We start from the raw sequence: 25460 nt of genomic DNA, 5'->3' as shown, positions 1-25460 counted from the left end.
CAATAATATTAAAATTCGTTTAGACCGCTGCCGCGCCGGCGACGATCTCGGAAAGCTCTTTGGTAATCGCAGCTTGACGGGTTTTGTTGTAAACCAGTTTCAGTTCACCAATCACATTACCTGCATTATCACTGGCTGATTTCATCGCTACCATACGAGCCGATTGTTCAGATGCCATGTTTTCTGCTACTGCTTGAAAAATCAGCGCTTCAACATAACGTACCAGCAATTCATCAATCACCGCATTCGCATCTGGCTCGTAGATATAATCCCAGGTATGGGTGTTTTTATCTGCTGCCAGTTTGTCCGCCGTCAGGGGCAATAATTGCTCCAGCACTGGCTCTTGCTTCATGGTGTTAATGAACTTGGTGTAAGACAGGTAGACTGCATCCAACTTACCGTCCTGATACGCATCCAGTAACAATTTCACTGGACCGATCAGTTTATCCAGATGCGGTGTATCGCCGAGTTGCACTGCGTGCGACACGACTTTAGCGCCAATCCGGTTCAGGAAGCCGAGACCCTTATTACCAATTGCGACCGCTTCAATTTTTGAACCCTTCGCTTCGAGTTCACGCAACTTGCTGGTGACCAAACGCAATACGTTCGTATTCAAGCCACCGCACAAACCTTTGTCTGTCGTCACAACGATCAGTCCGACCTTCTTGGACTGATCTTGCTGGACCATGAAAGGATGCGTGTACTCAGGATTCGCTTGTGACAAATTCGAAGTGATATTACGAATCTTCTCACTGTAGGGACGGGCTGCACGCATCCGGTCTTGCGCTTTACGCATTTTGGATGCGGCGACCATTTCCATCGCCTTCGTGATCTTTTTCGTGTTTTCTACACTTTTGATCTTGCCACGTATCTCTTTACCTGAGGCCATCGGTTCTTACTCCTTCTGCTCGAGTTAAGAATCAATACGCGCCAGATTTTTTGAAATCAGCAACAGCTGCGGCTAAAACGGCTTCGCCATCTTTGTCGAGTTGCTTGGTTTCTTCAATCTTAGCGAGCAATGCTGCGTGGCTAGTTTTCAGGTAGTTGTGCAGACCGGCTTCAAAAGCCAATACTTTCTTCACTTCGACGTTATCCAAGTAACCTTTATTCACTGCGAACAGGGAAGCGGCCATCAGGGAGATCGACAAAGGAGCATATTGTGCTTGTTTCAGCAATTCAGTAACGCGTGCACCACGATCCAGTTGCTTACGTGTGGACTCGTCCAGATCGGAAGCAAACTGCGCAAACGCAGCCAATTCACGATACTGCGCCAAGTCAGTACGGATACCACCGGACAGGTTTTTGATGACCTTAGTCTGAGCAGCACCACCAACACGTGACACGGAAATACCCGCGTTAATCGCAGGACGGATACCGGCGTTAAACAAGGAAGTTTCCAAGAAGATCTGACCGTCGGTAATCGAAATTACGTTGGTTGGAACGAAAGCAGAAACGTCACCCGCTTGTGTTTCAATGATAGGCAATGCTGTCAATGAACCGGTTTTACCTTTGACTTCACCTTTGGTGAAGGCTTCAACGTAGTCAGGGTTCACGCGAGCAGCGCGTTCCAGCAAACGTGAGTGGAGGTAGAACACGTCACCTGGATATGCTTCACGGCCTGGTGGGCGGCGCAGCAACAGGGACACTTGACGGTAAGCCACAGCTTGTTTGGACAGATCATCGTAAATGATCAGTGCATCTTCGCCGCGATCACGGAAGTATTCACCCATCGCGCAGCCGGAGTAAGCGGAAACGAATTGCATCGCTGCAGATTCCGCCGCTGTCGCAGCAACAACAATGGTGTATTCCATCGCGCCGTGTGCTTCTAAAGCGCGCACAACGTTTTTCACGGAAGACGCTTTTTGACCGATCGCTACATAGATACAAGTAACGTTCTGGCCTTTTTGATTGATGACCGCATCAATCGCTACGGCTGTCTTACCAGTCTGACGATCGCCAATGATCAATTCACGCTGACCACGACCAACCGGAACCATCGCATCAATTGATTTGATACCCGTTTGCATAGGCTCAGAAACAGATTGACGAGCAATAACGCCAGGCGCGATCTTTTCGATCGGTGCTGTCATTTTTGCGTTGATAGGACCTTTGCCGTCGATAGGCTGACCCAGCGCATTCACTACGCGACCGCGTAATTCCGGGCCGATAGGCACTTCCAGAATACGGCCGGTACATTTGACTGTATCGCCTTCGGAGATGTGCTCGTAGTCACCGAGAATAACGGCGCCGACGGAATCACGTTCCAGGTTCAATGCCAGACCAAATGTGTTGCCTGGGAATTCCAGCATCTCGCCTTGCATCGCGTCAGACAGACCGTGGATGCGGCAGATACCGTCGGTAACGGAAATAACCGTACCTTGATTACGAACTTCAGCGCTGGTGCCAAGGCCTTGAATCCGGCTCTTGATCAGCTCACTGATTTCTGATGGGTTGAGTTGCATACTAACTCCTAAAATTGTTTCAGTACTTGCTCGTGCAATTTACGCAGCGAATTTAAGCTGTTAAGGCGACTTGCATCTGTTGCAGCTTGGCACGAACCGACGTATCCAACACTTGATCACCAACCACGATACGCACGCCACCGATCAGGGAATTATCCACTGTGACGGTCGGGTGCAATTTGCGGCCAAATTTCTTTTCCAGCGTTGTCGCCAGATCGCTTACCTGGGCTGCCGATAATTCAAATGCGCTGATAATTTGAGCATCTGCTGCGCCTTCTTGCGCATTTTTCAGAGCTTGAAATTGAGCAGCGATTTCAGGCAACAGGGTTAAGCGATCATATTCAGTGAGTGCGTTGACGAAATTCTTCGCCTCGTCGTTCACCGGGGATTTCAACACAGACAAGAAAGCCTCAGCTGTTTGACTAGCGGAGACTTTTGGATTGTGAGCAAGAGCGACTACATCCGGGTGTGCTGCAGCTTGCGCCATCTCGGTAACCAGTTCCGACCAGGCGGACAGGTTACCGGACTGAGCAACACGGAACAATGCTTCTGCGTAAGGACGAGCGATCGTTGCGAGTTCGGCCATGATTACAGCTCGATTTTCAGTTGGTTCAACAAATCAGCGTGAGCTGACGCGTTGACTTCACGTTTCAGAATTTGCTCTGCGCCTTTGACTGCCAGAGTGGCAACCTGGTCGCGCAATTCTTCACGTGCTTTAGTCACTTGATTATCGGCTTCTGCTTTAGCTGCGGCAAGAATGCGTGCGGCTTCAGCGGAGGCTGTATTTTTAGCTTCTTCGATGATCAGTTGAGCGCGTTTTTCTGCGTCAACGATACGCTTTTGACCTTCATCACGAGCACCGGCCAATTCGGCTTGCACACGTTTTTCAGCCGCTTGCATCTCAGCACGACCGCGATCGGCTGCTGCTAATCCGTCCGCGATTTTTTTCATGCGCTCATCAATGGCGCCGATCACTGGCGGCCAGATGAATTTTGCAGTCACCAGAGCAAGGATGAAAAACACCCCTGCCTGGTACCACATTGATAGATTAAGATTCATAGTTGTTTCCTTATCAGATCGATCGTTCCGCAGACAAAGTCTGCGGTAGGAAAAGGAAAATCAATTAGCCTTTGAACGGATTTGCAGTTGCGAAGAACATAGCGATACCAACACCGATAATGAACGCAGCATCGATCAGACCAGCCAACAACAACATTTTACCTTGCAGTTTTTCCATCAATTCTGGTTGACGAGCAGATGCTTCCAGATATTTACCACCCATCATAGCGATACCGATACATGCACCCAAAGCGCCCAAACCGATAATCAAGCCACAAGCCAAAGCAACGAAAGCGACGTTAGTCATGAGAAAACTCCTTAAAAGTTAAAAATTAAAATACCAAACCAAATAACAAAACCAAAAACCATATAAACCTGAAACTCAAATTAATGCGCTTCGTGAGCCTGCCCCATGTACACCAGGGTCAGCATCATGAAAATAAATGCCTGCAGAGGTACGATCAGAATGTGGAAGATAGACCATGCAGAACCCAGTACCAAATGACCAATACCGCCCAAAATGGAATCGGATGCACCCAGCAAAGCTGCAATCAACAAGAACAACAATTCGCCGGCAAACATATTGCCGAACAACCGCATACCAAGCGAGAAAGTTTTCGCTGCGTATTCAACTACGTTCAACAAAAAATTAAACGGGAACATCATCGGGCCAAACGGTGCGCTGAACAATTCCTTGATGAAGCCACCTACGCCTTTAATCTTGAAACTGTAATACATCATCAGGCCAAAGATACCGATGGAGATACCCAGAGTACCGTTCAAGTCAGCCGTAGGAACAACACGGTGTGGCATTTCATGATCCAGGCCAAGCGCCGGGAACAACCATTGAGAAAATAAATCAACTGGCAGGAAATCCAGGGAGTTCATCAACACAACCCAGACAAACACCGACAAAGCCATAGGGGCAATGAAACTGGTATTGCCGTGAACGATGCTTTTTGCGTTGTTGTCCACCATTTCGATCAGCATTTCAACTGCACATTGAAAACGGCCAGGTACACCGGAAGTTGCCTTGCGTGCAGCCATGTACATAATGAAAGAACCCAGCAAGCCGCAAACGACTGACCAGATGACCGTATCAATATTGACATACGACATGTCCCACAAGGACGTTTGCGCCTGATGGCCGTGGTTAGTCAAGTGCCCGAGGTGATGGGCTATATATTCTGACGGAGTGACTTGTTCAGCTGAGCTCATGATCAATGCCTAAAGAGTAAGATGAAATAACTTTTCAAGACCAGGATGAAGGCAGCGACGAACGCCAGCCAATTCACATCATGGTACAAATAAACAGTTGCCGCCATGAGCGCAACTGTTGACGTAATTTTGACAAATTCACCGATGAAGAACGTCATCGGGTTCGCGCCTCCGGGCTTTTTGGCACTGGCATAAAGCCGTGCAGCAAACAAAGCATTGGGAATTGCGCAACACAAGCCGCCTAATAATGCGGATATTCCGGAGGAAGTGCCAGCGATTAACGCTGCCAGTACGGCAACCACAATCGTTGCCAGTAGTTGCAGCAGGACGATACGCGCCATGCTATTTCCTCTTTATTTTGCTGATGGTACTTGATAAGAACTAAAAAACCACCACTTCGTTTGAGCCAGCACAACTATGCGCCAACCAAAACCACGGAATTATACGTGGTAGTGCGTCTTATCGTCAAACGTTTGATGCGATGCATCAAAAAGAGACATTGGTGCGTTTCAGTGTTTGCCAATCAGCTCGGCAAGCCAATGCTGGCCTTGCTCCCAGGCTCCTAAGCCAGAATCTCCGTTGATATGTCCTTTTGCACCAATACAGTGAAAATCAGCGCGCCAGGCATGTGCCCATTCTCGGGCAACAGCGATATCACACCAGGGGTCGTTGTCTGACGCAACGACCAGAACATCGAGGTTGAATGCCGTTCTGGGCATAGGCGCAAAACTTTTTGCCGGAAATTCAATGCGTTCTACATCAGGTGGCGCAACCAGAATAGCTCCCTTAATCCGGTCCTTATGCTCAATACCTGGCATTCCCAGACTAAGCCACCAAGCAGCAAGCGCACAACCGAGGCTATGGGCAACCAGCACGACAGGGCCATCGACTTGATTAATGGCCTCAGTCAATCCGGTCAGCCAGGTCTGACGATCTGGCTGATCCCAATTTTGTTGCTGCACTCTTACGGCTCCGGGGTATTGTTGCTCCCACAGACTTTGCCAATGGGATGGGCCAGAGTTATATAAACCGGGGAGCAAGAGAATATTCATCGTTTGTGGCGATTTTTATTGGCCGCGAATTTTTAAAATGACGCCGTCGAGACTGTCCAGATCAGCAAAATCAATGATCATTTGCCCGCGTCCTTTGCTGCCCATTTTTAAAGTAACTTGCGTGGCGAGCAAATCAGATAACTCTTCTTCCAGGCGAGTGATGTCACGTGATTTTTCGGCTTTGTCGCGTGTTTTGGCTGGCGCGCTCATTTCTGCTGTCGTCCGGGTGACGAGTTTTTCGGCATCTCTCACAGACATACGTTTCGCGACTACCTGGTTGGCAAGTTGTATCTGGGTCGCTGCGTCCGTCGCTAAAAGTGCGCGTGCATGTCCCATATCAATGTCGCCTGCCATCAGCATGGTTTGAACCGGTTTCGCTAAGTTCAACAAGCGTAATAAATTAGACACCGCACTGCGCGAGCGCCCCACCGCATTGGCCGCCTGCTCATGTGTAAAACTGAAATCAGTAATTAAACGATGGATGCCTTGCGCTTCTTCAAGCGGATTCAGATCTTCGCGTTGGATATTCTCAATCAAGGCCATCGCCGCCGCAGCCTGATCGTCGACATCTTTGACCAGAACAGGTACTTCGTCCAGACCAGCCATTTGCGATGCACGGAAACGACGCTCACCCGCAATGATTTCGTAGCGGGTAACACCATTTGTCTGACCGATTGGCCGCACCAGAATCGGCTGCATCAATCCTTGCGCCTTGATCGAACTGGCTAGTTCAGTCAAGGCACCTTCATCCATGCGGGTTCTAGGCTGGTATTTACCGGCTTGCATCTGGCTTATCGGCAGACTGCTTGGCGCACCGGCAACCGTTGGCACCGCCTCACTAAAATCACCGGCACCATCGAACAAGGCTTCCAAGCCGCGTCCCAAACCCTTTTGCTTTTTCGTTGCCATTACTTTGTATCCGACTGAGTTTCTAACAATTTAATTCTTTCAACCATCTCTGCGCCAAAAGCGATATACGCCTGCGCACCTTTCGAGGCTGGATCAAACACCACACCTGGCATGCCATAGGATGGCGCTTCCGCGAGACGCACATTACGAGGAATCACCGTCTTAAAGACTTTATCGCCAAAATGCTGCTCGAGCTGATCAGAGACTTGCTGCGACAGAGTCATCCGGGGATCAAACATCACGCGTAACAGACCGACGATTTTCAGATCGGGATTCAAATTCACGGATACTTTTTTAATCGTATTGGCCAGGTCGGACAAACCTTCCAATGCATAGTATTCGCACTGCATAGGAATAATCACACCATGTGCAGCACATAAACCGTTCAATGTCAGCATGGATAAAGCAGGTGGGCAATCGATCAAAATGAAGTCATAGTCAGCGCTCACTTTGCTCAAGGCATCACGCAGACGTTTGTCTCTGTTTTCCAACTCGACCATTTCGACTTCGGCACCGGCTAGTTCACGGTTGGCTGGCAAGACGTCAAACTGCCCTGCTTCAGAGCGCTGACGCGCTGTGGCGACATCCGACATCCCGAGCAAAACCTCATAAATCGATGAGGTCAGTTTGGCTTTATTGATCCCTGCGCCCATCGTGGCATTGCCCTGAGGATCCAGATCCACCAGTAAAACACGTTGATCAAGTTTGGCAAGTCCTGCGGCAAGATTTACCGTCGTCGTCGTTTTACCCACGCCACCTTTTTGATTGGCGACACAAAAAATTTTGGCCATAGTCACTTTAAATAAGCTTACGTGAGAAAGAAATCAAAGCTCAGCAATCGTTTTGTGAATGAATACCAGATGCCGCTCTGCATCCATGCCTGGAACGGATAAAGGCTGTATTGCCTGCACTTGCCAGCCTTTTGGCATACGCTCGATTTCCTGATCGGGCGACACCCCTTTCATAGCGATGTAAATACCACCGTCTGCCAGCAAATGCTCCGACCAGTTAATAAAATTATTCAGCTCTGAAAAAGCACGTGAAGTAATCACGTCAAATTTATCAGCGAGCTGTAATGACTCCACTCGATTGGTGTATACCGTGACGTTGCTCAGTCCTAATTCGGTTTTTGCCTGGTTCAAAAATGCCGTCTTTTTACTGACGGTATCGATCATGGAAATACGGATGTGAGGATAAACAATCGCCAGTATCATGCCGGGCAAACCACCGCCCGCTCCGACATCCAGAACATTGCGAGCATCTTTAAATGCAGCGGCGGCGGACAAGGAGTCCAGCACATGCTGCCTTACCATCTCTTTGGGATCGCGAATAGATGTTAAATTATAGACACTATTCCATTTTGACAACAATGCTAAATAGGCAATCATTTGATCGAGCTGCGCATCGCTCAGGGTCAGTGGTAAAGCCTGAACACCTTCCGCTAATGAAGCTCTCAATGCAACGGCATCAAATCCACTCATACGTCCTCACCTGCAACACTCAATTCAGGTGCTGACGCAAAGCCTTTAAAACCACGTTTTTTTAAATGCACCAGAAGCAGCGAAATGGCAGCCGGCGTCACACCGGAGATACGTCCGCATTGCCCCAGAGTTTCCGGTTGATGTTTATTTAATTTTTGTTTAACTTCAATGGATAGACCGCTCACATCGAGGTAATCAAATCCGGCAGGCATCTTTAAATTCTCAAAATGCGCGTGACGCTCCACTTCTTTTGCCTGCCTGTCGATGTAGCCAGAATATTTGACCTGAATTTCAACCTGCTCTCTGACCGCATCATCAGTGACGCCCGGGCCAGCTAATGCCTGACCTTCACTGCCCTGCATACTCATCAAATTTGCATAAGTCACGTGAGGACGACGCAATAAGTCCGCCAGTGAATATTCACGTTCCAGCGCCTTGCCCACAATGCGCTCCGCTTCTGCGTCGGCCACAATACGTGGATTAACCCAGGTCGACCGCAGCCGCTCCATTTCACGTGAGACAGCCTCACGCTTTTTCTCAAACATCTGCCATTGCGCATCACTGACACAGCCAAGCTGACGTCCGATTTCAGTTAAGCGCATGTCTGCATTATCTTCACGCAGACTCAGGCGGAATTCGGCGCGGCTGGTGAACATACGATAAGGTTCTTGCACACCTTTAGTAATCAAATCATCGACCAGCACGCCAAGATAAGCCTCATCACGGCGTGGTACCCAAGCGTCACGACCTTGTGTCATCAAGGCGGCATTCAAGCCGGCCAGCATCCCTTGGGCAGCCGCTTCTTCGTAGCCAGTGGTGCCATTGATTTGCCCCGCGAAAAACAAGCCCTGAATTTGACGTGTCTCTAACGAAGTCTTTAAACCACGCGGATCAAAATAATCATATTCAATCGCATAGCCAGGGCGCAGGATATAAGCGTCCTCCATGCCACGCATAGACCGCACTAATTCCAGCTGCACATCAAACGGCAAGCTCGTTGAGATACCGTTTGGATAAAATTCGTTGGTGGTCATTCCCTCAGGCTCAAGAAAAATCTGATGCGATTCTTTGCTGGCAAAACGATGAATCTTATCTTCAATCGACGGACAATAACGCGGTCCCACTCCTTCGATCACACCGGTGTACATTGGGCTACGGTCCAGACCAGCCCGAATAATGTCGTGAGTACGTTCATTCGTATGGGTAATCCAGCATGGCAACTGACGCGGATGCATCGCCACATTGCCCATGACAGAAAACACCGGAATCGGATCGAGATCACCCGGCTGCTCTTGCATGACCGAAAAATCAATACTACGGCCATCTATACGTGGTGGCGTACCAGTTTTTAAACGTCCTTGCGGCAAAGCCAGTTCTTTCAAGCGATTCGACAAGGAAACCGCAGGAGGATCACCAGCACGACCAGCAGAGTAGTTATTCAGGCCAACATGAATTTTTCCGTCTAAAAAAGTCCCTGCCGTCAGCACTACCGAACGGCTGCGAAAACGGATGCCGACCTGCGTTACCGCACCGACCACCCGGTCACCCTCAACCAGCAAATCATCTACCGCCTGCTGGAACAGCCAGAGATTTGGCTGATTCTCCAGGCGGCTACGTATCGCTTGCTTGTACAAAATCCGGTCTGCTTGAGCGCGGGTCGCCCGTACTGCAGGCCCTTTAGACGAATTCAAAATGCGAAACTGAATGCCCGCCTCGTCGGTTGCAATTGCCATGGCACCACCCATGGCATCAACTTCCTTAACCAGATGACCTTTTCCTATGCCGCCAATAGACGGGTTGCAAGACATTTGGCCTAAAGTCTCAATGTTATGCGTCAGCAACAGGGTTTTTTGCCCCATACGAGCCGAAGCCAAAGCCGCCTCAGTTCCGGCATGACCGCCGCCAACCACGATGACATCGAATTCTTTTGGATAATACATAGGAAATATCTGCTTTTTTTGGATTTCTCAGGGAGGCACGATTATAGAGGTTTTTTGCTTAAATTCTTCGCTGATCAATAATTTCAATCAAATCGATCATTAGATGTTTCACGTGAAACATCTACATTATGACGGTGAAATCTACGAGTCTATTTATTTAGGAATTTTGTGAGAGCTGGCATGAACGCAAGAAGTAAACCCAGCAATACCAGCAACAAGGAATAACGAGAGTCCAGATAATCGAGCAAGGACGTCTTTTTCTTTATCTGAACAACCGGCTTTGGTGGCCTTGGTTCCGGAAATTTTTGTATCACTACCGGCGGCTTTTTTATGGTTTGCTCTGGCAGCTTACTGGCAGCCACAGGCTGAACCTTAGACTCAGCCACGGGAGCAATGATCGTTTTGACCGGCAGTTCTTTAATCAACACCGGTTCTGATGGTGCTATTTTTTCTACAGGCGAAACTACAGGCTGGGGCTGGGACTGAGCTTGAACTTCAGGGGATGGCAGTGTCAGCGGCAGATAAAAATCAACCTCGGATAACTGCCCTGCCTGCTCAGGCTCAGCCGTATGTGCAGTCTCAATTCTTGTCGAAACCTTTTCCTGAGTATAGATAATCGGTTCTTCCAGGCGATCAATCGTATTCTCAATCAAATCGGGATATGGCGGCACAGGCTCACCGACCTCCACCTCTTCAACCTCATCCAGCGGCACCAAACCCTGAGCGCGCAAATCATCGCTGCCGTATTCCTCCTCCGGCTGAAAAGAAAGCACCGAGACCGGATCAGAATCCTCTTGACGCAGAAAGCGATCCATCGCATCTGCCTCAACAATATCAGGCATCTGGTTATCCAGCGGAAACATCACTTCATACAACAGTCCCTTGTCCGACAAACTGCGCAGCGCGCGGTCAAATCGTTCTTTTACCAGGCTTTTCAACTTAGCCCGCAACTCGGCATAAGAGCTGACGCCATCAGCAATAATCAGTACCAGGCGCTCACTTTGCGTTAAGCCATGCTGCTTATTTTTAATTTCTGCCTTACCTAAATCCGTACGCTGAAATATGACTGCATCTGAATATGCCACGTCCGTCCCTTTGTTATTGTTTCACGTGAAACAAATCGTTATCTAATAAAACCATCGTAAGTTGTTTTGCAAATCAGCGCCAGCACTACCAGCAAGAACATCTTTCGGACGAAGCCGCTGCCATATTTAATTGCCATGCGGCTACCAGACAACGATCCTAACACTCCACAAACCGCCATGGCTAAACCTGTTTGCCAAATAATGTGTCCGCTGTAACCAAACCACAACAAAGCTGCCGCATTGCACGCAACATTGATAATTTTAGCAACAGCTGAGGCGCTCAGAAAGTCATATCCAAACAAACGGACGAATAGGAACATTAAAAAGCTACCCGTTCCAGGACCGAAAAAACCATCATAAAAACCAATCCCGCCACCCACCAGCATCGCCATCCAGCGTTCTTTATCCGCATTGAATAAAGGTGTATGTGACGTACCAAAATCTTTCTTCTTAAATGTGTACAGTGCTACCGCCACCAGAATGAATGGCAAGGCCTTACGCAGATATGTCGGCGGCAAATGAGTTACCGTAAATGCACCGGCAAACGATAAGACAAATGCGACCAAAGCAGCAGGTAGCACCATCGCCCAGCGCACTCTCACTGTCTTCATATAATTCCGGGCAGCAACCGTAGTACCCCAAATTCCCGCAAGCTTACTGGTACCTAATAAAGTTGCAGGAGCCGCATTCGGTAAGGCCACGAACAAGGCAGGAAGCTGTATCAGCCCACCACCACCAACTACCGCATCAACCAATCCAGCAAAAAAGGCGGCACCACCAAGTAATAAGATATCTGTCATTTTTATTAATATTTACGCAAAGCCAATCCTCATCGGATGGCAAATAGTTGAATTCTATTCAAGCTAACAGCATAGCAAGTCTTGCTACAATAAGACTCAAGAGGAGAAGCCTGACCATGAACAATTTTGATTTTCGTACCGTCCCTTATCTCATCAGCCAGACCGGCGCTGCCAAGCAATTGGGCGATATCATCACGCAACATTATCCCGAGATCAAACGGGTATTAATAGTGACAGATGCAGGCTTTTTAAGGACTGGTCTGATAGCGCCGGCGATTGCCAATCTGGAGCAACGCGGCTTGCACGTCAGTGTATTTGCCGACGTAGTCGCAGATCCGCCAGAAGCCGTAGTGCTTCACGCCGTCAGCAGCGCAGAAAAATTAGAGATCGAACTGGTCATTGGCTTTGGCGGCGGCAGCTCCATGGACGTGGCAAAGCTAATCGCCGTATTGTCAGGCAGCACCCAGGCGCTCGGCAGTATGTACGGCATCGGCAATGTCAAAGGCCAACGCCTGCCTTTGATCCAGATTCCAACGACAGCAGGCACCGGTTCTGAAGTGACGCCCATCTCCATCGTCACCACCGGGGCGACAACAAAAATGGGGGTAGTCGCTCCGCAGCTGTATGCAGACATCGCCATTCTCGATGCAGAACTGACGATAGGACTCCCGGCTAAAGTCACCGCGGCAACAGGTATCGATGCCATGGTGCATGCAATCGAAGCCTATACCACCAAGCATAAAAAGAATCCCTTATCCGATATGCTGGCACGTCAGGCACTGACTTTACTTTGGGGAAATATTGACGAAGCCTGCACGAATGGCAGCAATCTCGCCGCCCGCCAGGCCATGTTACTGGGAGCAATGCTGGCGGGACAATGCTTTGCCAATGCGCCGTGCGCCGCGGTACACGCCCTCGCGTACCCGATCGGCGGCATCTTTCATGTCCCCCATGGTCTGTCCAACTCACTGGTCTTACCCCACGTATTGCGCTTCAACGCACCGAATGCAGCGGGACAGTATGCCGAGCTCGCCAGCATCATTGCACCAAGTGCAGAAGGTAGTGACGAAGCCCGGAGTTCCGCCCTGATCCATGCGATGGAAGCGCTGGCGCAACGGGTTGGGATAGAAACGCAATTGCGGCAAGTCGGCATCACGACCAATGACCTGGACCAACTGGCGAACGATGCCATGCTACAGACCCGTTTGCTAGGCAACAACCCGAGAGAGGTCAGCTTAGCCGATGCCCGTGCGATTTACGCTGCAGCGCTCTAAAGTCTGTTGATATAAAAAGCGATAAATGAGAAGGGTGGCTGGACGCGCAATGTTTATGCGCCTCTCCAGCCTGTCCCTGCCAGAAGGCGCATGGATAGTGCGCTTCAGGGCTGCTCAATGTACAACCGCACTATTTTGACTGCCTTGACACCTCTGCGCCTTGCATCCACCCGACCACCAGCCCCGCACGATAAAAACCGATCAGTTCCTGAGCTCTTCGACGTATTTCAGATACGTCGTATCAGTGGCGTTAACGATGTCCCAGGCGCGCCGGTAATGACCGCCGGGAAGCTGGCTGTCTATGGCGATAAGCTGCTTCAGTATGTCGGGTTCGCCAAGCTGTATCAAAACCGCTTTTTGTAGCGCAAGCAAATGAAGATGCGAGCGCACTCTTTCGTGTTCAGTCGCGTGCTGCGCCAGCAAACTAGAGTTGTTCAAAGAGTAAGGGCCTAACAACACATGCAATAGTTCGTGGAACAGAGTATCCACTTTGTAACGCAACGGCACAGGCGTTGAGGTAAAACTCTTCAATGCATATCGCATATTGATACGGACTCCGACCATCGATTGCGATGGCAGATCGCACAGCGACAAGTGCGCATCGATATCCGCATCGGGGAAAGACTTACCAATGATCGTCTCAGCAGCCAGAATCATGCGGGGACCATGCTCCTGCCAGATTCCCTCGAATTCCGCCTTACGCAAACTCAGTTCTGCTTTCCATTCATCCTTAATCGTAGCGCCACGCAAAAATGAACATGCAGAATCCATGGCCGGATTGTAGAAAATATGCACTTGAGCCTGAGCCGCACAAGCCGGGTCAGTAGCAAGCAGGAATAAGACAAGAACAAAAATAGACCGGATCATTGAATACGCTTTCACATGGATCAAACAGTAAGGCAATCATTCCCACTACAGTAACAACATCCATTACTCTGAGAAACTGACTTCACATGACTACTTCAACAATAACCAATATCGACGGCTAAGAACAAGAAAGCCCCGACTAATGCGGGGCTCTTTTGTTTATCTGACTCACCTCTTATCTAACTCTGCTAAATCGGCGCCAATTTAACTTGTCTTGGTCTTTTCCGATCGGCTCAGCCAAGCACCCAGTTCGCCCACGATGCCTTTACGGAACGCCAGTACACAAACGATGAAAATCAATCCCGTCACGATGGTCACTGAATCACCAAGGCTGCGGAACCAGTCAACCGACGTGAGATCCGCGATCAGGTTACCTAGGTCGCCGAGTTTGTTTTCTAAAGCGATGATAATGATGGCACCGACAATCGGCCCCGCCAAGGTACCCAAACCGCCCACCAGGGTCATCAATACGACTAGGCCTGACATCGTCCAGTGCACGTCGGTCAAGGTCTCAAAACCGAGTACCAGTGTTTTGGTCGCACCCGCCAGACCTGCCAGCGCCGCAGACAAGACAAAGGCCAGCAACTTGTACTTATCCACGTCGTAACCCAGCGAGATTGCGCGGGGCTCATTTTCTTTCACCGCTTTCAATACCTGCCCAAACGGTGAATGGATCGTCCTGACTACCAGTGCGAATCCGGCAATCGCAATCGCCAACACCACATAGTACAAAGTCAGATCAGAACTCAGATCCAGAGTGCCCAGCAACTTACCGCGCGGCACACCTTGCAAACCATCCTCGCCACCCGTGAACTTAGCTTGTAAAAACACGAAATACAGCATCTGAGCCAGCGCCAGCGTGATCATCGTGAAGTAAATACCTTGGCGGCGAATTGCCAGCAAGCCCATCACCAGACCGATCAGGGCCGCAGCACCGACGCCCAATACAATACCCAGTTCCGTCGGTAACCCCGCATCACGAATCGCCCATCCGGCGACATAACCTGCACCACCGAAAAAAGCCGCATGACCAAACGACAGCAAACCGGTAAAACCAATCAGCAAATTAAATGCACAAGCGAATAAAGCGAAGCACAGCAGCTTCATCAGGAAGACCGGATAAATCAATAACGGCGCTGCCAGCAAGACGGCGAATGCGATGCCGTAGCCAATTTTTTTATTCATAAAAGCTCCGATTATTTTTCTTTGCCGAACAAACCGGCAGGGCGGATCATCAAGACAATTGCCATCACGATGAATACCACCGTCGCGGACAGTTCCGGATAAAACACGCGGGTCAGACCTTCGATAATGCCCAAGCCAAGCCCCGTCAGGATAGAGCCGAGAATAGAACCCATGCCACCTATCACAACCACAGCAAATACCGTGATAATCAGGTTGGATCCCATCAGGGGTGACACTTGTATCACCGGTGCCGCCAGCACGCCTGCAAACGCCGCTAAAGCCACGCCAAAGCCGTAGGTCAGGGTTACCATCAAAGGCACATTGACACCAAAGGCTTCTACCAGTTTAGGATTCTCCGTACCGGCCCGCAGATACGCACCGAGCTTGGTTTTTTCAATCACAAACCAGGTCGAAAAACACACCGTCAGTGAGGCCACCACTACCCAGGCGCGGTAGTTAGGCAAAATCATAAAACCGAGATTGGTCGCCCCCATCAGCGCATCGGGTACTGAATAAGGCTGTCCTGACACACCATAGAAAGAACGGAATAAACCTTCGAGCAATAAGGTCAGGCCGAAAGTCAGCAGCAACCCGTACAGATGATCGAGTTTATATAACCAGCGCAGCATGGTTTTTTCGATGACGATGCCGAAGATCCCAACTAGCAAAGGCGCCGCAATCAGCATGATCCAGTAATTAATACCGAAGTAATTCATGCCCATCCATGCCAGAAAAGCGCCCATCATATACAAGGCACCATGCGCAAAATTGATCACATTCAGCAGACCGAAAATCACGGCCAGACCGAGTGACAACATGGCGTAAAAAGAGCCATTTACCAACCCCAGCAACAACTGGCTGAGCATCGCTTGAAGCGGGATACCAAATATTTCCATGGCACTCTAAAGAAAAATAACCCGAACAAACGGGATAGATAGCTGATTCAAAAAACCTGATCCGGGCAAATCATCCTGACGCAGATTGATACGCGACTTACAACATGATTACCAGTTGATCACCCGTATTGCAGTGACGTTTTCGACTTCCGATACCAAGCGCTTTGCTAAATGTTGCGCTAATAAACCACTCTTCTATTTACCCTCATCCCAACTCTCTCCCGCCAGCGGGAGAGAGAACCGAGTCCTGACAAAATAAGAGAAGAGAGGCTTCAGCACGCACTTATTTTTACTTACTTGCAGCCCATTACTTCCAGGCAGCGCACTTACTTTCCGCTTTAGTCGTGAATGCCTGTTCACCCGGAATCGTCTGTACCACTTTGTAGTAATCCCATGGGTACTTGGACTCGGACTGGGATTTAACCTGCATCAGATACATGTCATGAATCATGCTGCCGTCGCCACGGATCGTGCCGTTTTTGGCATACATGTCATTGATCTTCATACTGCGCAATTTGGCTAATACTTTATCTGTGTCATCGCTGCCAGCTGCTTTCACAGCGTTCAGATATTGCAAGGTAGCGGAGTAATCAGCCGCTTGCAGGCTCGATGGCATTTTTTTCATTTTGCCGAAGTAACGACGTGCCCAGGTGCGGGTTTCTTCATTCGCATCCCAATACCAGCTATCCGTCAGATACATGCCCTGAGTCAGGTTCAACGTCAGGGAATGCACATCATTGATGAACATCAGCAGACCTGCCAGCTTCATGGTTTTGGTCACGCCAAATTCATTCGCGGCTTTAATCGCATTGATGGTGTCGCCACCGGCATTAGCCAAGCCCAGAATTTGCGCTTTAGAGGCCTGTGCCTGCAACAGGAAAGATGAGAAATCCGATGCCGACAACGGATGACGCACAGCGCCCGCGACAGTGCCGCCAGCCGCTTTCACGACGGCCGTGGTATCGCCTTCCAGCGATGCGCCAAACGCATAATCCGCCGTCAGGAAATACCAGCTTTTGCCGCCTTGCTTGACGACCGCAGAGCCTGTGCCTTTTGCGAGTGCCACCGTGTCATACGCATAGTGAATGGTGTAAGGCGAGCATTCTTCATTGGTCAGACGCGCTGTGCCCGCACCGATGGAGATAAAGGTTTTTTTCTTTTCCAAAGCAACCTTGGACATGGCCAGACCTGTACCAGAATTGGTACCGCCGATCAGCATATCAACGCCGTCGCGGTCGAACCATTCACGCGCTCTGCTCGCTGCGATATCTGCTTTGTTTTGATGGTCAGCGGTCACGAGTTCGATTTTTTTGCCTAAGACCGTGCCGCCAAAATCCGCAATCGCCATCTTGATCGCCTCGGCGCCACCCTGACCGTCGATATCGGAATACAGGCCAGAAACGTCGGTAATAAAACCGATTTTTACGACGTCGCCAGAAACCTGTGCAGAGGCGGTACCGGATAATGTTGCCAGTGCGGCAGAGACCGCCAGTGCTGCTACTTTATATGTTGTTTTCATGTGTCTTCTCCAATCATTTTTATCAATTTGAACTGCTTATGCATTACAAGAACCAAGCACAAAACTGAAGTACGAAAACTAAGTCAACTACGCACAACCCGTGCTCATTACTAAACTTATCACCAAACTTATTACCAACCTTATTACCAACCTTATTACCAAACTGATCGCCTACCTGATTCCAAACCTCATCACACACCCAATAATTCATTCAGCACCGACATCTTGTCCTGCAACTCGGCTGCGGCAAAAGTTTCGACAATTTGCCCGTGCTCCATCACATAAAACCGGTCCGCCAGCGGTGCTGCGAAACGGAAATTCTGTTCCACCATAATGATCGTATAACCCTTGGCTTTCAGCGTCGTAATCATGCGCGCCAGCGCCTGCACGATCACCGGTGCCAGACCTTCAGAAATCTCATCCAGCAGTAACAGACGGGCGCCCGTGCGCAGGATACGCGCCACTGCCAGCATCTGCTGTTCACCGCCGGACAAGCGCGTACCCTGACTGTTTTTTCGCTCCGCCAGATTCGGAAACATCGCGTAGATATCATCGATCAACATACCCTGATCTTTGCTTGATACCGACGGTGGCAGCATCAGATTTTCTTCCGTCGACAAAGATGAAAAAATGCCGCGTTCTTCGGGGCAATAACCGACGCCCAGATGAGCGACTTTATAAGTGGGCAGACCAATTGCCTCGACCCCATTGATCTTGATCGAGCCTTTGCGCGCGCCGGTCAAACCCATAATGGCGCGCATCGTGGTAGTACGGCCAGCGCCGTTGCGCCCCAGCAGCGTCACGACCTCACCGGGATTCACGACCAGATTGACGTCATGCAAGATATGCGACTCACCATACCAGGCTTGCAAATTCGTGATCTGTAACGCTGGCGTTGTACCGGATGTGGCAGAACTCGCGGATGTGTCCGCTGACATCGTTGCGACACTCATGCGTGTGCTCCTTCGAGTTCGGCTGAGGTGCTGCCCATATAGGCTTCCATGACTTTCGGATTTTTAGACACTTCTTCGTAGCGCCCCTCCGCCAGCATGGCACCACGCTGCAAGACGGAAATTTTGTCGCAGATACCGGAGACCACGCTCATATTATGTTCCACCATGAGTATCGTACGCCCTGCCGATACCTTCTTGATCAGCTCCGTCACGCGGTGTACATCCTCATGCCCCATCCCTTGCGTCGGTTCATCGAGCAACATCATTTCCGGCTCCATCGCCAGGGTCGTGGCGATCTCCAGCGCGCGCTTTCGTCCATAAGGTAAATCAACGGTAATCGTGTCGGCAAACTCGGTCAAATCTACTTGCGCCAATAACGCCATGGCCTGATCATTCAGACGCGCCAGACTTGCCCCGCTCCTCCAGAAATGGAAAGATGTACCAAGCTGACGTTGCAAGCCAATCCGCACATTTTCCATCACGCTCAGATGCGGGAATACCGCCGAAATCTGGAATGACCGGATGATGCCCTGTCGGGCAATCTGCGCTGGCTTGGCGGCCGTGATGTCGCGACCGTTAAACAGGATCTGTCCCGAGGTTGGCACCAGAAATTTGGTGAGCAAATTAAAACAGGTCGTCTTGCCGGCACCGTTGGGGCCGATCAATGCATGAATGTGTCCACGCTGCACTTGCAGGTTAACATCGCTCACTGCGGTAAAGCCCTTGAACTCTTTGGTCAAATGCTTTGTCTCTAGGATGACATCGGTCATCTGGTCTCCTTTTTGCCTGCGTAGTTTCATTACGAACTGCACGATGACAACCCTGTTGGTTTTTTATTTTTTAATGACCAAAGGGGCTTTTTATTCTATTTTTAGCGATTTTTATCGCGTTTTTATTACCTTTTATATTACCCATCGCCGTAAGTATTCAACAATACGGTATAACTACTGTAAGTAGTAACCACAGGATTTTATTCCTGTTTTCCTGAAGTATTAAAACATACTATCCCCTGGTGTCCCATGAGGAAAGGCTTGTTTAATTGTTTGCTGAATCATCTGTTGCATTGTCTATTTATGGACATCATCAAAACACTATGCAGACGCAACTGCCAGTATCATTCTGGCGGCTTTTTCTGCAATCATCAATGTCGGTGAATTGGTATTGCCCGAGGTAATGGTCGGCATGATGGATGCGTCAGCAACCCGCACACCACGCAGGCCGACTACCCGCAATTCACTATCGACCACCGCCTGCTTATCCGTGCTCACACCCATCTTGCACGTACCGACCGGGTGAAAAATCGTCGTCCCGATGTCGCCTGCGGCACGGGCTAATTCTTCCTCGGTACGGAACTGCGCGCCGGGTTTCATTTCTTCTGGAGCATATTTTTGTAAGGCCGGTGCAGCAACGATTTTGCGTGTGAGTGTCAGCGAGTCAGCTGCAATTTTTCTGTCCTCGGCCGTGCTCAGATAATTCGGCGTAATCTTCGGTGCGGATAAAGGGTCGCTGCTGGCGATGCGTACATGGCCGCGCGATGTCGGACGCAGATTGCAGACGCTCGCCGTAAAAGCAGGGAAGGGATGCAGAGGGTCGCCAAATTTTTCCAGCGTCAATGGCTGAACATGATATTGCAAATTCGGTGTGGCCTGACTCGCATCGGAGCGGGTGAACGCCCCCAGCTGCGATGGCGCCATCGACATCGGACCGCTCTGCCTGAGCAGATATTCGAGCCCGATACTGGCCTTGCCAAGCCAGCTATTCGCCATCATATTCAGCGTCTTGGCACCGCGGATTTTAAATGCAGAACGGATTTGCAAATGATCTTGCAGGTTTTCACCCACACCCGGCAAATCATGGACCACAGGCACGCCCAACTGGTGTAAATGGGCGCCGTTTCCGATGCCAGATTGCTGAAGAATCGCCGGAGAGCCGATCGCACCAGCCGCCAGCACGACTTCGCGCGCGGATTCTGCGAACCACTCCTTACCACCCCCGATAAACTCTACGCCGCTACAGACCTTGCCCTGCGCACTGTCCGTGAATTGCAGACGTTTGACCTGGCAGCCCGTCATGATGGTCAGGTTGCCGCGCCCTGCTGCTGGTTTTAAAAATGCCTTGGAGGCATTCCAGCGTATGCCGCGTTTTTGGTTCACATCAAAATAGCCGCAACCGTCATTATCACCGCGGTTGAAGTCGTCAGTTTTCGGAATGCCGACCTGAGATGCCGCCTCACGAAATGCATCCAGAATCTCCCACGACAATCTTTGCTTTTCGACCCGCCATTCACCGCCTGCGCCGTGCATTGCGCTGGCACCGCTATAATGATCTTCGCTTTTTTTAAACAATGGCAATACCTGATCCCAGCGCCAGCTTGCGTCACCGCTCTGCTCTGCCCAGTGCTGGTAATCCTGTTCCTGTCCGCGCATATAAATCATGCCATTGATCGACGAGCACCCACCCAATACTTTGCCACGCGGATAAATCAGGCTGCGGCCGTTCAGACCCGGCTCGCTCTCGGTACGAAACATCCAGTCGGTACGCGGATTATTAATGCAATACAGGTAACCGACCGGAATATGTATCCAGACATAATCGTCCTTGCCGCCAGCCTCCAGCAGCAAGACTTCGTTATCGGGATTCTGCGATAAGCGGTTCGCCAGCACGCAACCTGCCGTACCAGCGCCAATGATGATGTAATCGTATTTGCCAGCGGATTGCATAGTCTCTTATTTTATTGGTGTTGCTGTAATTCGGCGGCCAGCGTGGCGATTAGGTTCGCAGCTGACATCTTGCGCACGCGATGCGCGCCCTGACCTGCCCACATCGACATCAATTCGGTGTCATTGGTCTTGGCGGCATGCGCACGCAGGCTGCCTGTCAGCGCGTTTTGTACCGGATAAGCAGGAACTTGTTCTGCAACCGCCTGCATCGTTTGCATAAAACGATTCCGCACGCCACGGGCAAGTCGACCGGAGAAGGCACGGGTCTGCATGGTTGCATTTTTGCCCTCCGCGGCATTCGCGTTAGCCAGTTCCAGCAGCTTTGCCTTATACGCAGGATGGATCGCCGCCTCGTCGGTGGTTAAAAATGCCGTGCCCATCTGCACCATCTGGGCGCCCGCTCGCAAGGCTTCTGCAATATCGCCGCCATGCATGATGCCACCCGCCAGAATCAGCGGCACATCGCTATGCGGTTTCACTTGCTGCAATAAGGCCATAGCGCTCAGGCTTGCATCTTCTTGCTTGCCAATAAAAGTGCCGCGATGACCACCAGCTTCAATGCCTTGCAGACAGATCGCATCAGCGCCCATGGCTTGCCAGACCTGCGCCTCCGCCAGGTTGGTCGCCGTGCCGACTACCAGAATCCCTGCGTCATGCAGACGCTGAATCTGGCTCGCATGCAAGATGTCAAATGTGAAGCTGGCAACTGCCGGACGTGCAATCAGCAAAGCATCAAGCTGGGCATCAAAGTCCTCGCACCAGCGTGTCGGCGTCGGCAAGCCATTCCACCCCAGCGACATCCAGATCGGCTGCAGTAATTGTTTTGCGGATTCCAGCGCCGCATAATCAATTTGTGGTCGCGTCTGGACGAACAAATTAATCGCGAAGGGCTTATCGGTCAGACGGCGGATATGCTCGGCCTGCTCAATGATTGCCAGCGGCGTCAACAAGGGCGCAGCAAGCGATCCGAGCGCGCCGGCGTTCGACACCGCAGCGACTAGTTCAGGCGTGGTAGCACCACCAGCCATTGGCGCCTGAATAATCGGATGAGAACAAAGTTGCGTGATCTTCATGGCATTTGACTCCAGAGTAAGCGTCCGGCACGATTTTTATATACTAAGGGAGAGTATCAGTATCATTAGTCCAATTCCGCATATAAACAAAGCGGAATGGGCATTTAATTAGCGATACTCCCCTAAAATACCTTATTTCGCAACCGGCATGGTGAACTCGGCGCCCTTGGCGATGCTGTCAGGCCAGCGCTGCATAATCGATTTATATCGCGTATAGAAACGAATGCCTTCTTCGCCATACGCGTGCTGATCGCCAAACAATGAGCGCTTCCAGCCGCCAAAAGAATGCCACGCCATCGGCACAGGAATCGGTACGTTAATACCCACCATACCGACCTGAATCCGGCGAGAAAATTCACGCGCCGTGTTGCCATCAGAAGTGAACAGTGACACGCCATTACCAAATTCGTGACGGTTAATCAGCTCAACGGCGCTGGCAAAATCCGGTACCCGGACTACGCACAGCACAGGGCCGAAAATTTCTTCACGATGGATTTTCATGCCCTCTTTCACATGATCAAACAGCGTACCGCCGAGGAAGAAACCACCTTCGTGTCCTGGCACCGTCAAACCGCGACCGTCGACTAACATCGTTGCACCTTCAGCGATACCGTCAGCGATATAGCCTTCAATTTTTGCCTTATGGATTGCGGTCACGACCGGCCCCATTTCCGCATCAGCTTCCATGCCGTTTTTGACGATCAACGCCTTCACGCGCGGGACTAATGCATCGACCAATTTATCCGCCACATCACCCACTGCGACGGCCACAGAAATCGCCATGCAACGTTCGCCAGCGGAGCCGTAAGCCGCGCCCATCAAAGCGTCTACCGCCTGATCGAGATTCGCGTCTGGCATTACCACCAGATGATTTTTCGCGCCGCCCAGCGCTTGCACTCGCTTGCCCATGCGCGTGCCTTCACTGTAAATATATTCTGCAATCGGGGTCGATCCCACGAAGGAAATTGCCGACACATCGGGATGCTGCAACAAGCCATCCACCGCCAGTTTGTCACCTTGCAACACATTAAAAACACCCTCCGGCAAACCCGCTTGCTTGAGCAAATCAGCGATCAATAAAGAACAGGAAGGGTCGCGTTCTGACGGCTTTAAAATAAACGTATTACCGGTCGCAATCGCCAGCGGCGCCATCCACATCGGCACCATGAACGGGAAGTTAAACGGCGTAATCCCGGCAGTCACACCGAGCGGCTGACGCAGGTTGTAATTATCAATACCGCCACCGATGTTGTCGGAAAATTGCGTCTTCAAAAGTTGCGGCATACCACAGGCAAATTCCACGATCTCGATCCCACGCGTCACTTCCCCCATCGCATCCGACAACACCTTGCCGTGCTCGTGCGTGATCAGCGTTGCGATCTGCTTGTGATGCTGATCAAGTAACTCTTTGAACCTGAACATCACGCGCGCGCGTTTCAGCGGTGCTGTCTCTGCCCAGGCAGGTGCGGCAGCTTTGGCAGCCGCCACGGCGGCATTCACGTCATCCATTGTCGCCAGCACGACCTTCGCACTAACCGCCCCCGTTGCAGGGTTAAACACCTCTTGCTGACGCTCGCCCGAGGATAGATGAACAACACCGTTTATAAAATGCTTGATCAAAGGGCTGGAGGAAGGGCTGATGGACATAAGAAAACCTTTTAGGTAATTTTTAAATGTTCATAGAGACTAACCCAGTGTTCAAGCCAAATCCAATGAGTTATTATCAAATCCAATATAAGCAACACTAATAATAATTACGCAAAACGACAAATTGCTTATCTCCCTATCACCCTACCAATTGAAGCCGCATACTAGATGCGGTTTCTGGAAGCATTTGGTGCCAGCAGGCGCATACTGCTTGCGGGTCCAATGTTGATATCGATATATATATCTCTCACGCAATTGCTTACTCCTGCCTTTCTCCGTGTCTCGGTGTCTCTGTGGTGAGTGGTTTTAGTTTTTGCCTAAGTCCTAACCAATAATGGAGACCGCACGATGGATCTCGTTCAACTCAAAGCCTTCGTCACCGTCGCCAGAGAGGGCAACCTGACGCGGGCGGCGGAGCGCCTGCATGTGACCCAGCCTGCCGTGAGCCTGCAAATCAAATCGCTGCAACAGAATCTGGGGTTGCAACTACTGCATCGCTCAGCCGGCGGCATGACCCTCAGCAATGACGGCGCAAAACTCTTACCCCATGCGGAGCGCGTGCTAGCGAGTATGGCCGATTTTCAGCAAGCCGCCGATACCCTGCATTCAACCCTGACAGGCGAACTGGCGATCGGCACCATACTTGATCCTGAGTTCACACGGCTAGGCGTGTTTTTGAAACGACTGGTGGAATCTTATCCCCAGCTTTCCACCCGATTACAACACGGCATGTCAGGCTCCGTCCTCCAGCAAATACGCGCGGGCTTGCTTGATGTCGGCTTTTATCTGGGCCAGCCGCCGGACGATGGCAAAACGCACTTCCACTCGCTGACATTGACCCATTTCACCTACCGGGTAGTTGCACCTGAGGGCTGGAAAAACCGGGTCGCCGGCAAGGACTGGGCAGCGCTGGCGCAACTGCCATGGATATGGACGCCACCCGAATCAACACACAACCGCCTGCTGAGCAAAGTCTTTGCCGACCACCATGTGACGCCGAATAAAGTAGCACTGGTCGATCAGGAGCCATCCATGCTCGACCTGGTTAAATCTGGTGTTGGCCTGAGTTTGCTACGTGACGCGATTGCCATCCGTGAAGCGCACGCACATGGACTAGTCATTGCCGATGCCGTCAGCCTGTCGACCGAACTCAGTTTTATCTGTCTGGAAAAGCGCCGGAACGAGGCAACTATTGCCGCCGTTTTTGCCTTGCTTAAACTGTGCTGGGGTCTGGAATAAGCGTGAATAAGCACGAACAATCAGGCATAACGCGACTGAAACGATGCCAATAAGGACACAGACAAGGCCTCATTTCTGCCC

25 protein-coding genes are annotated in these 25460 nt (G+C 50.7%); 2 read left to right on the top strand and 23 right to left on the bottom strand.

Annotated elements, in window-relative coordinates; genetic code table 11:
- Positions 1-19: 19 nt before the first annotated feature.
- The 14 genes from atpG to ACO0K4_RS03755 all read right to left on the bottom strand — a co-directional run bounded on the left by atpG (position 20) and on the right by ACO0K4_RS03755 (position 12006).
- The gene (atpG, locus tag ACO0K4_RS03820; protein WP_422955266.1) at positions 20-889 is read right to left on the bottom strand and encodes a F0F1 ATP synthase subunit gamma; all 870 of its coding nucleotides are present in this window, start codon (positions 887-889) and stop codon (positions 20-22) included.
- Positions 890-920: 31 nt separating this feature from the next.
- Entirely contained in the window at positions 921-2462 is a 1542-nt protein-coding gene (gene atpA / locus ACO0K4_RS03815; protein ID WP_422955265.1) for a F0F1 ATP synthase subunit alpha, read from the bottom strand.
- A 52-nt stretch (positions 2463-2514) separates the two neighbouring features.
- Positions 2515-3048, bottom strand: a complete 534-nt coding sequence (locus tag ACO0K4_RS03810; protein ID WP_422955264.1) for a F0F1 ATP synthase subunit delta — start codon at positions 3046-3048, stop codon at positions 2515-2517.
- 2 nt (positions 3049-3050) lie between these two features.
- The gene (locus ACO0K4_RS03805) at positions 3051-3521 is read right to left on the bottom strand and encodes a F0F1 ATP synthase subunit B (RefSeq protein WP_422955263.1); all 471 of its coding nucleotides are present in this window, start codon (positions 3519-3521) and stop codon (positions 3051-3053) included.
- A 64-nt stretch (positions 3522-3585) separates the two neighbouring features.
- On the bottom strand, positions 3586-3828 hold the full coding sequence (atpE, locus tag ACO0K4_RS03800; protein WP_110254369.1) for a F0F1 ATP synthase subunit C: 243 nt from the start codon (positions 3826-3828) through the stop codon (positions 3586-3588).
- Positions 3829-3908: 80 nt separating this feature from the next.
- Positions 3909-4739 carry a F0F1 ATP synthase subunit A gene (gene atpB / locus ACO0K4_RS03795; protein ID WP_422955262.1) on the bottom strand — a complete coding sequence of 277 codons (831 nt, stop codon included), beginning with the start codon at positions 4737-4739 and terminating at the stop codon, positions 3909-3911.
- Positions 4740-4741: 2 nt separating this feature from the next.
- The gene (locus ACO0K4_RS03790) at positions 4742-5080 is read right to left on the bottom strand and encodes an ATP synthase subunit I (protein WP_422955261.1); all 339 of its coding nucleotides are present in this window, start codon (positions 5078-5080) and stop codon (positions 4742-4744) included.
- A gap of 168 nt (positions 5081-5248) precedes the next feature.
- On the bottom strand, positions 5249-5791 hold the full coding sequence (locus ACO0K4_RS03785) for an RBBP9/YdeN family alpha/beta hydrolase (RefSeq protein WP_422955260.1): 543 nt from the start codon (positions 5789-5791) through the stop codon (positions 5249-5251).
- 15 nt (positions 5792-5806) lie between these two features.
- Entirely contained in the window at positions 5807-6700 is an 894-nt protein-coding gene (locus tag ACO0K4_RS03780) for a ParB/RepB/Spo0J family partition protein (RefSeq protein ID WP_422955259.1), read from the bottom strand.
- Complete coding sequence (locus tag ACO0K4_RS03775; RefSeq protein ID WP_422955258.1) at positions 6700-7491, bottom strand: ParA family protein; 792 nt, start codon at positions 7489-7491, stop codon at positions 6700-6702. The genes ACO0K4_RS03780 and ACO0K4_RS03775 overlap by 1 nt, the downstream gene beginning before the upstream one ends.
- A 33-nt stretch (positions 7492-7524) precedes the next feature.
- Positions 7525-8181, bottom strand: coding sequence for a 16S rRNA (guanine(527)-N(7))-methyltransferase RsmG (gene rsmG, locus ACO0K4_RS03770; RefSeq protein ID WP_422955257.1), 657 nt, complete (start codon positions 8179-8181; stop codon positions 7525-7527).
- Positions 8178-10121: a tRNA uridine-5-carboxymethylaminomethyl(34) synthesis enzyme MnmG gene (gene mnmG, locus ACO0K4_RS03765; RefSeq protein WP_422955256.1), complete on the bottom strand. Its 1944-nt coding sequence runs from the start codon at positions 10119-10121 to the stop codon at positions 8178-8180. Before mnmG ends, rsmG begins: the two co-directional genes overlap by 4 nt.
- A gap of 149 nt (positions 10122-10270) precedes the next feature.
- Positions 10271-11206 (bottom strand): hypothetical protein, encoded by a 936-nt coding sequence (locus tag ACO0K4_RS03760; RefSeq protein ID WP_422955255.1) that lies wholly within the window; start codon positions 11204-11206, stop codon positions 10271-10273.
- 38 nt (positions 11207-11244) lie between these two features.
- Entirely contained in the window at positions 11245-12006 is a 762-nt protein-coding gene (locus ACO0K4_RS03755) for a sulfite exporter TauE/SafE family protein (RefSeq protein WP_422955254.1), read from the bottom strand.
- Between the two features lie 116 nt (positions 12007-12122).
- Between ACO0K4_RS03755 and ACO0K4_RS03750 the strand changes: the two genes are divergently transcribed.
- Positions 12123-13280, top strand: a complete 1158-nt coding sequence (locus ACO0K4_RS03750; protein WP_422955253.1) for an iron-containing alcohol dehydrogenase — start codon at positions 12123-12125, stop codon at positions 13278-13280.
- A 201-nt stretch (positions 13281-13481) separates the two neighbouring features.
- Here ACO0K4_RS03750 and ACO0K4_RS03745 read toward each other — a convergent pair whose 3' ends face one another.
- The 9 genes from ACO0K4_RS03745 to ACO0K4_RS03705 form a co-directional block, all read right to left on the bottom strand.
- The gene (locus ACO0K4_RS03745; protein WP_422955252.1) at positions 13482-14147 is read right to left on the bottom strand and encodes a hypothetical protein; all 666 of its coding nucleotides are present in this window, start codon (positions 14145-14147) and stop codon (positions 13482-13484) included.
- 204 nt (positions 14148-14351) lie between these two features.
- A complete protein-coding gene (locus ACO0K4_RS03740) occupies positions 14352-15332 on the bottom strand; it encodes a branched-chain amino acid ABC transporter permease (protein ID WP_422955251.1) in 981 nt (326 codons plus the stop codon).
- A gap of 11 nt (positions 15333-15343) precedes the next feature.
- Positions 15344-16228: a branched-chain amino acid ABC transporter permease gene (locus ACO0K4_RS03735; protein ID WP_422955250.1), complete on the bottom strand. Its 885-nt coding sequence runs from the start codon at positions 16226-16228 to the stop codon at positions 15344-15346.
- Between the two features lie 307 nt (positions 16229-16535).
- On the bottom strand, positions 16536-17747 hold the full coding sequence (locus tag ACO0K4_RS03730; protein WP_422955249.1) for an ABC transporter substrate-binding protein: 1212 nt from the start codon (positions 17745-17747) through the stop codon (positions 16536-16538).
- A 191-nt stretch (positions 17748-17938) separates the two neighbouring features.
- Complete coding sequence (locus ACO0K4_RS03725; RefSeq protein WP_422955248.1) at positions 17939-18700, bottom strand: ABC transporter ATP-binding protein; 762 nt, start codon at positions 18698-18700, stop codon at positions 17939-17941.
- Positions 18697-19470 (bottom strand): ABC transporter ATP-binding protein, encoded by a 774-nt coding sequence (locus ACO0K4_RS03720; protein ID WP_422955247.1) that lies wholly within the window; start codon positions 19468-19470, stop codon positions 18697-18699. The genes ACO0K4_RS03725 and ACO0K4_RS03720 overlap by 4 nt, the downstream gene beginning before the upstream one ends.
- Before the next feature lie 321 nt (positions 19471-19791).
- On the bottom strand, positions 19792-21420 hold the full coding sequence (locus ACO0K4_RS03715; RefSeq protein ID WP_422955246.1) for a GMC family oxidoreductase: 1629 nt from the start codon (positions 21418-21420) through the stop codon (positions 19792-19794).
- A gap of 11 nt (positions 21421-21431) precedes the next feature.
- Complete coding sequence (locus tag ACO0K4_RS03710) at positions 21432-22493, bottom strand: NAD(P)H-dependent flavin oxidoreductase (RefSeq protein ID WP_422955245.1); 1062 nt, start codon at positions 22491-22493, stop codon at positions 21432-21434.
- Positions 22494-22625: 132 nt separating this feature from the next.
- Positions 22626-24140 (bottom strand): CoA-acylating methylmalonate-semialdehyde dehydrogenase, encoded by a 1515-nt coding sequence (locus ACO0K4_RS03705; RefSeq protein WP_422955244.1) that lies wholly within the window; start codon positions 24138-24140, stop codon positions 22626-22628.
- Positions 24141-24488: 348 nt separating this feature from the next.
- On the opposite strand from ACO0K4_RS03705, the gene ACO0K4_RS03700 reads away from it, so the two are divergent.
- Complete coding sequence (locus tag ACO0K4_RS03700; RefSeq protein WP_422955243.1) at positions 24489-25379, top strand: LysR family transcriptional regulator; 891 nt, start codon at positions 24489-24491, stop codon at positions 25377-25379.
- The last annotated feature ends 81 nt before the right edge of the window (positions 25380-25460 follow it).

The sequence above is a fragment of the Undibacterium sp. RuTC16W genome (assembly GCF_049339445.1).
Lineage (GTDB): Bacteria > Pseudomonadota > Gammaproteobacteria > Burkholderiales > Burkholderiaceae_D > Undibacterium.
Note: the sequence above shows the minus strand (reverse complement) of the source record. Positions and strands in the feature narration are given on the sequence as shown.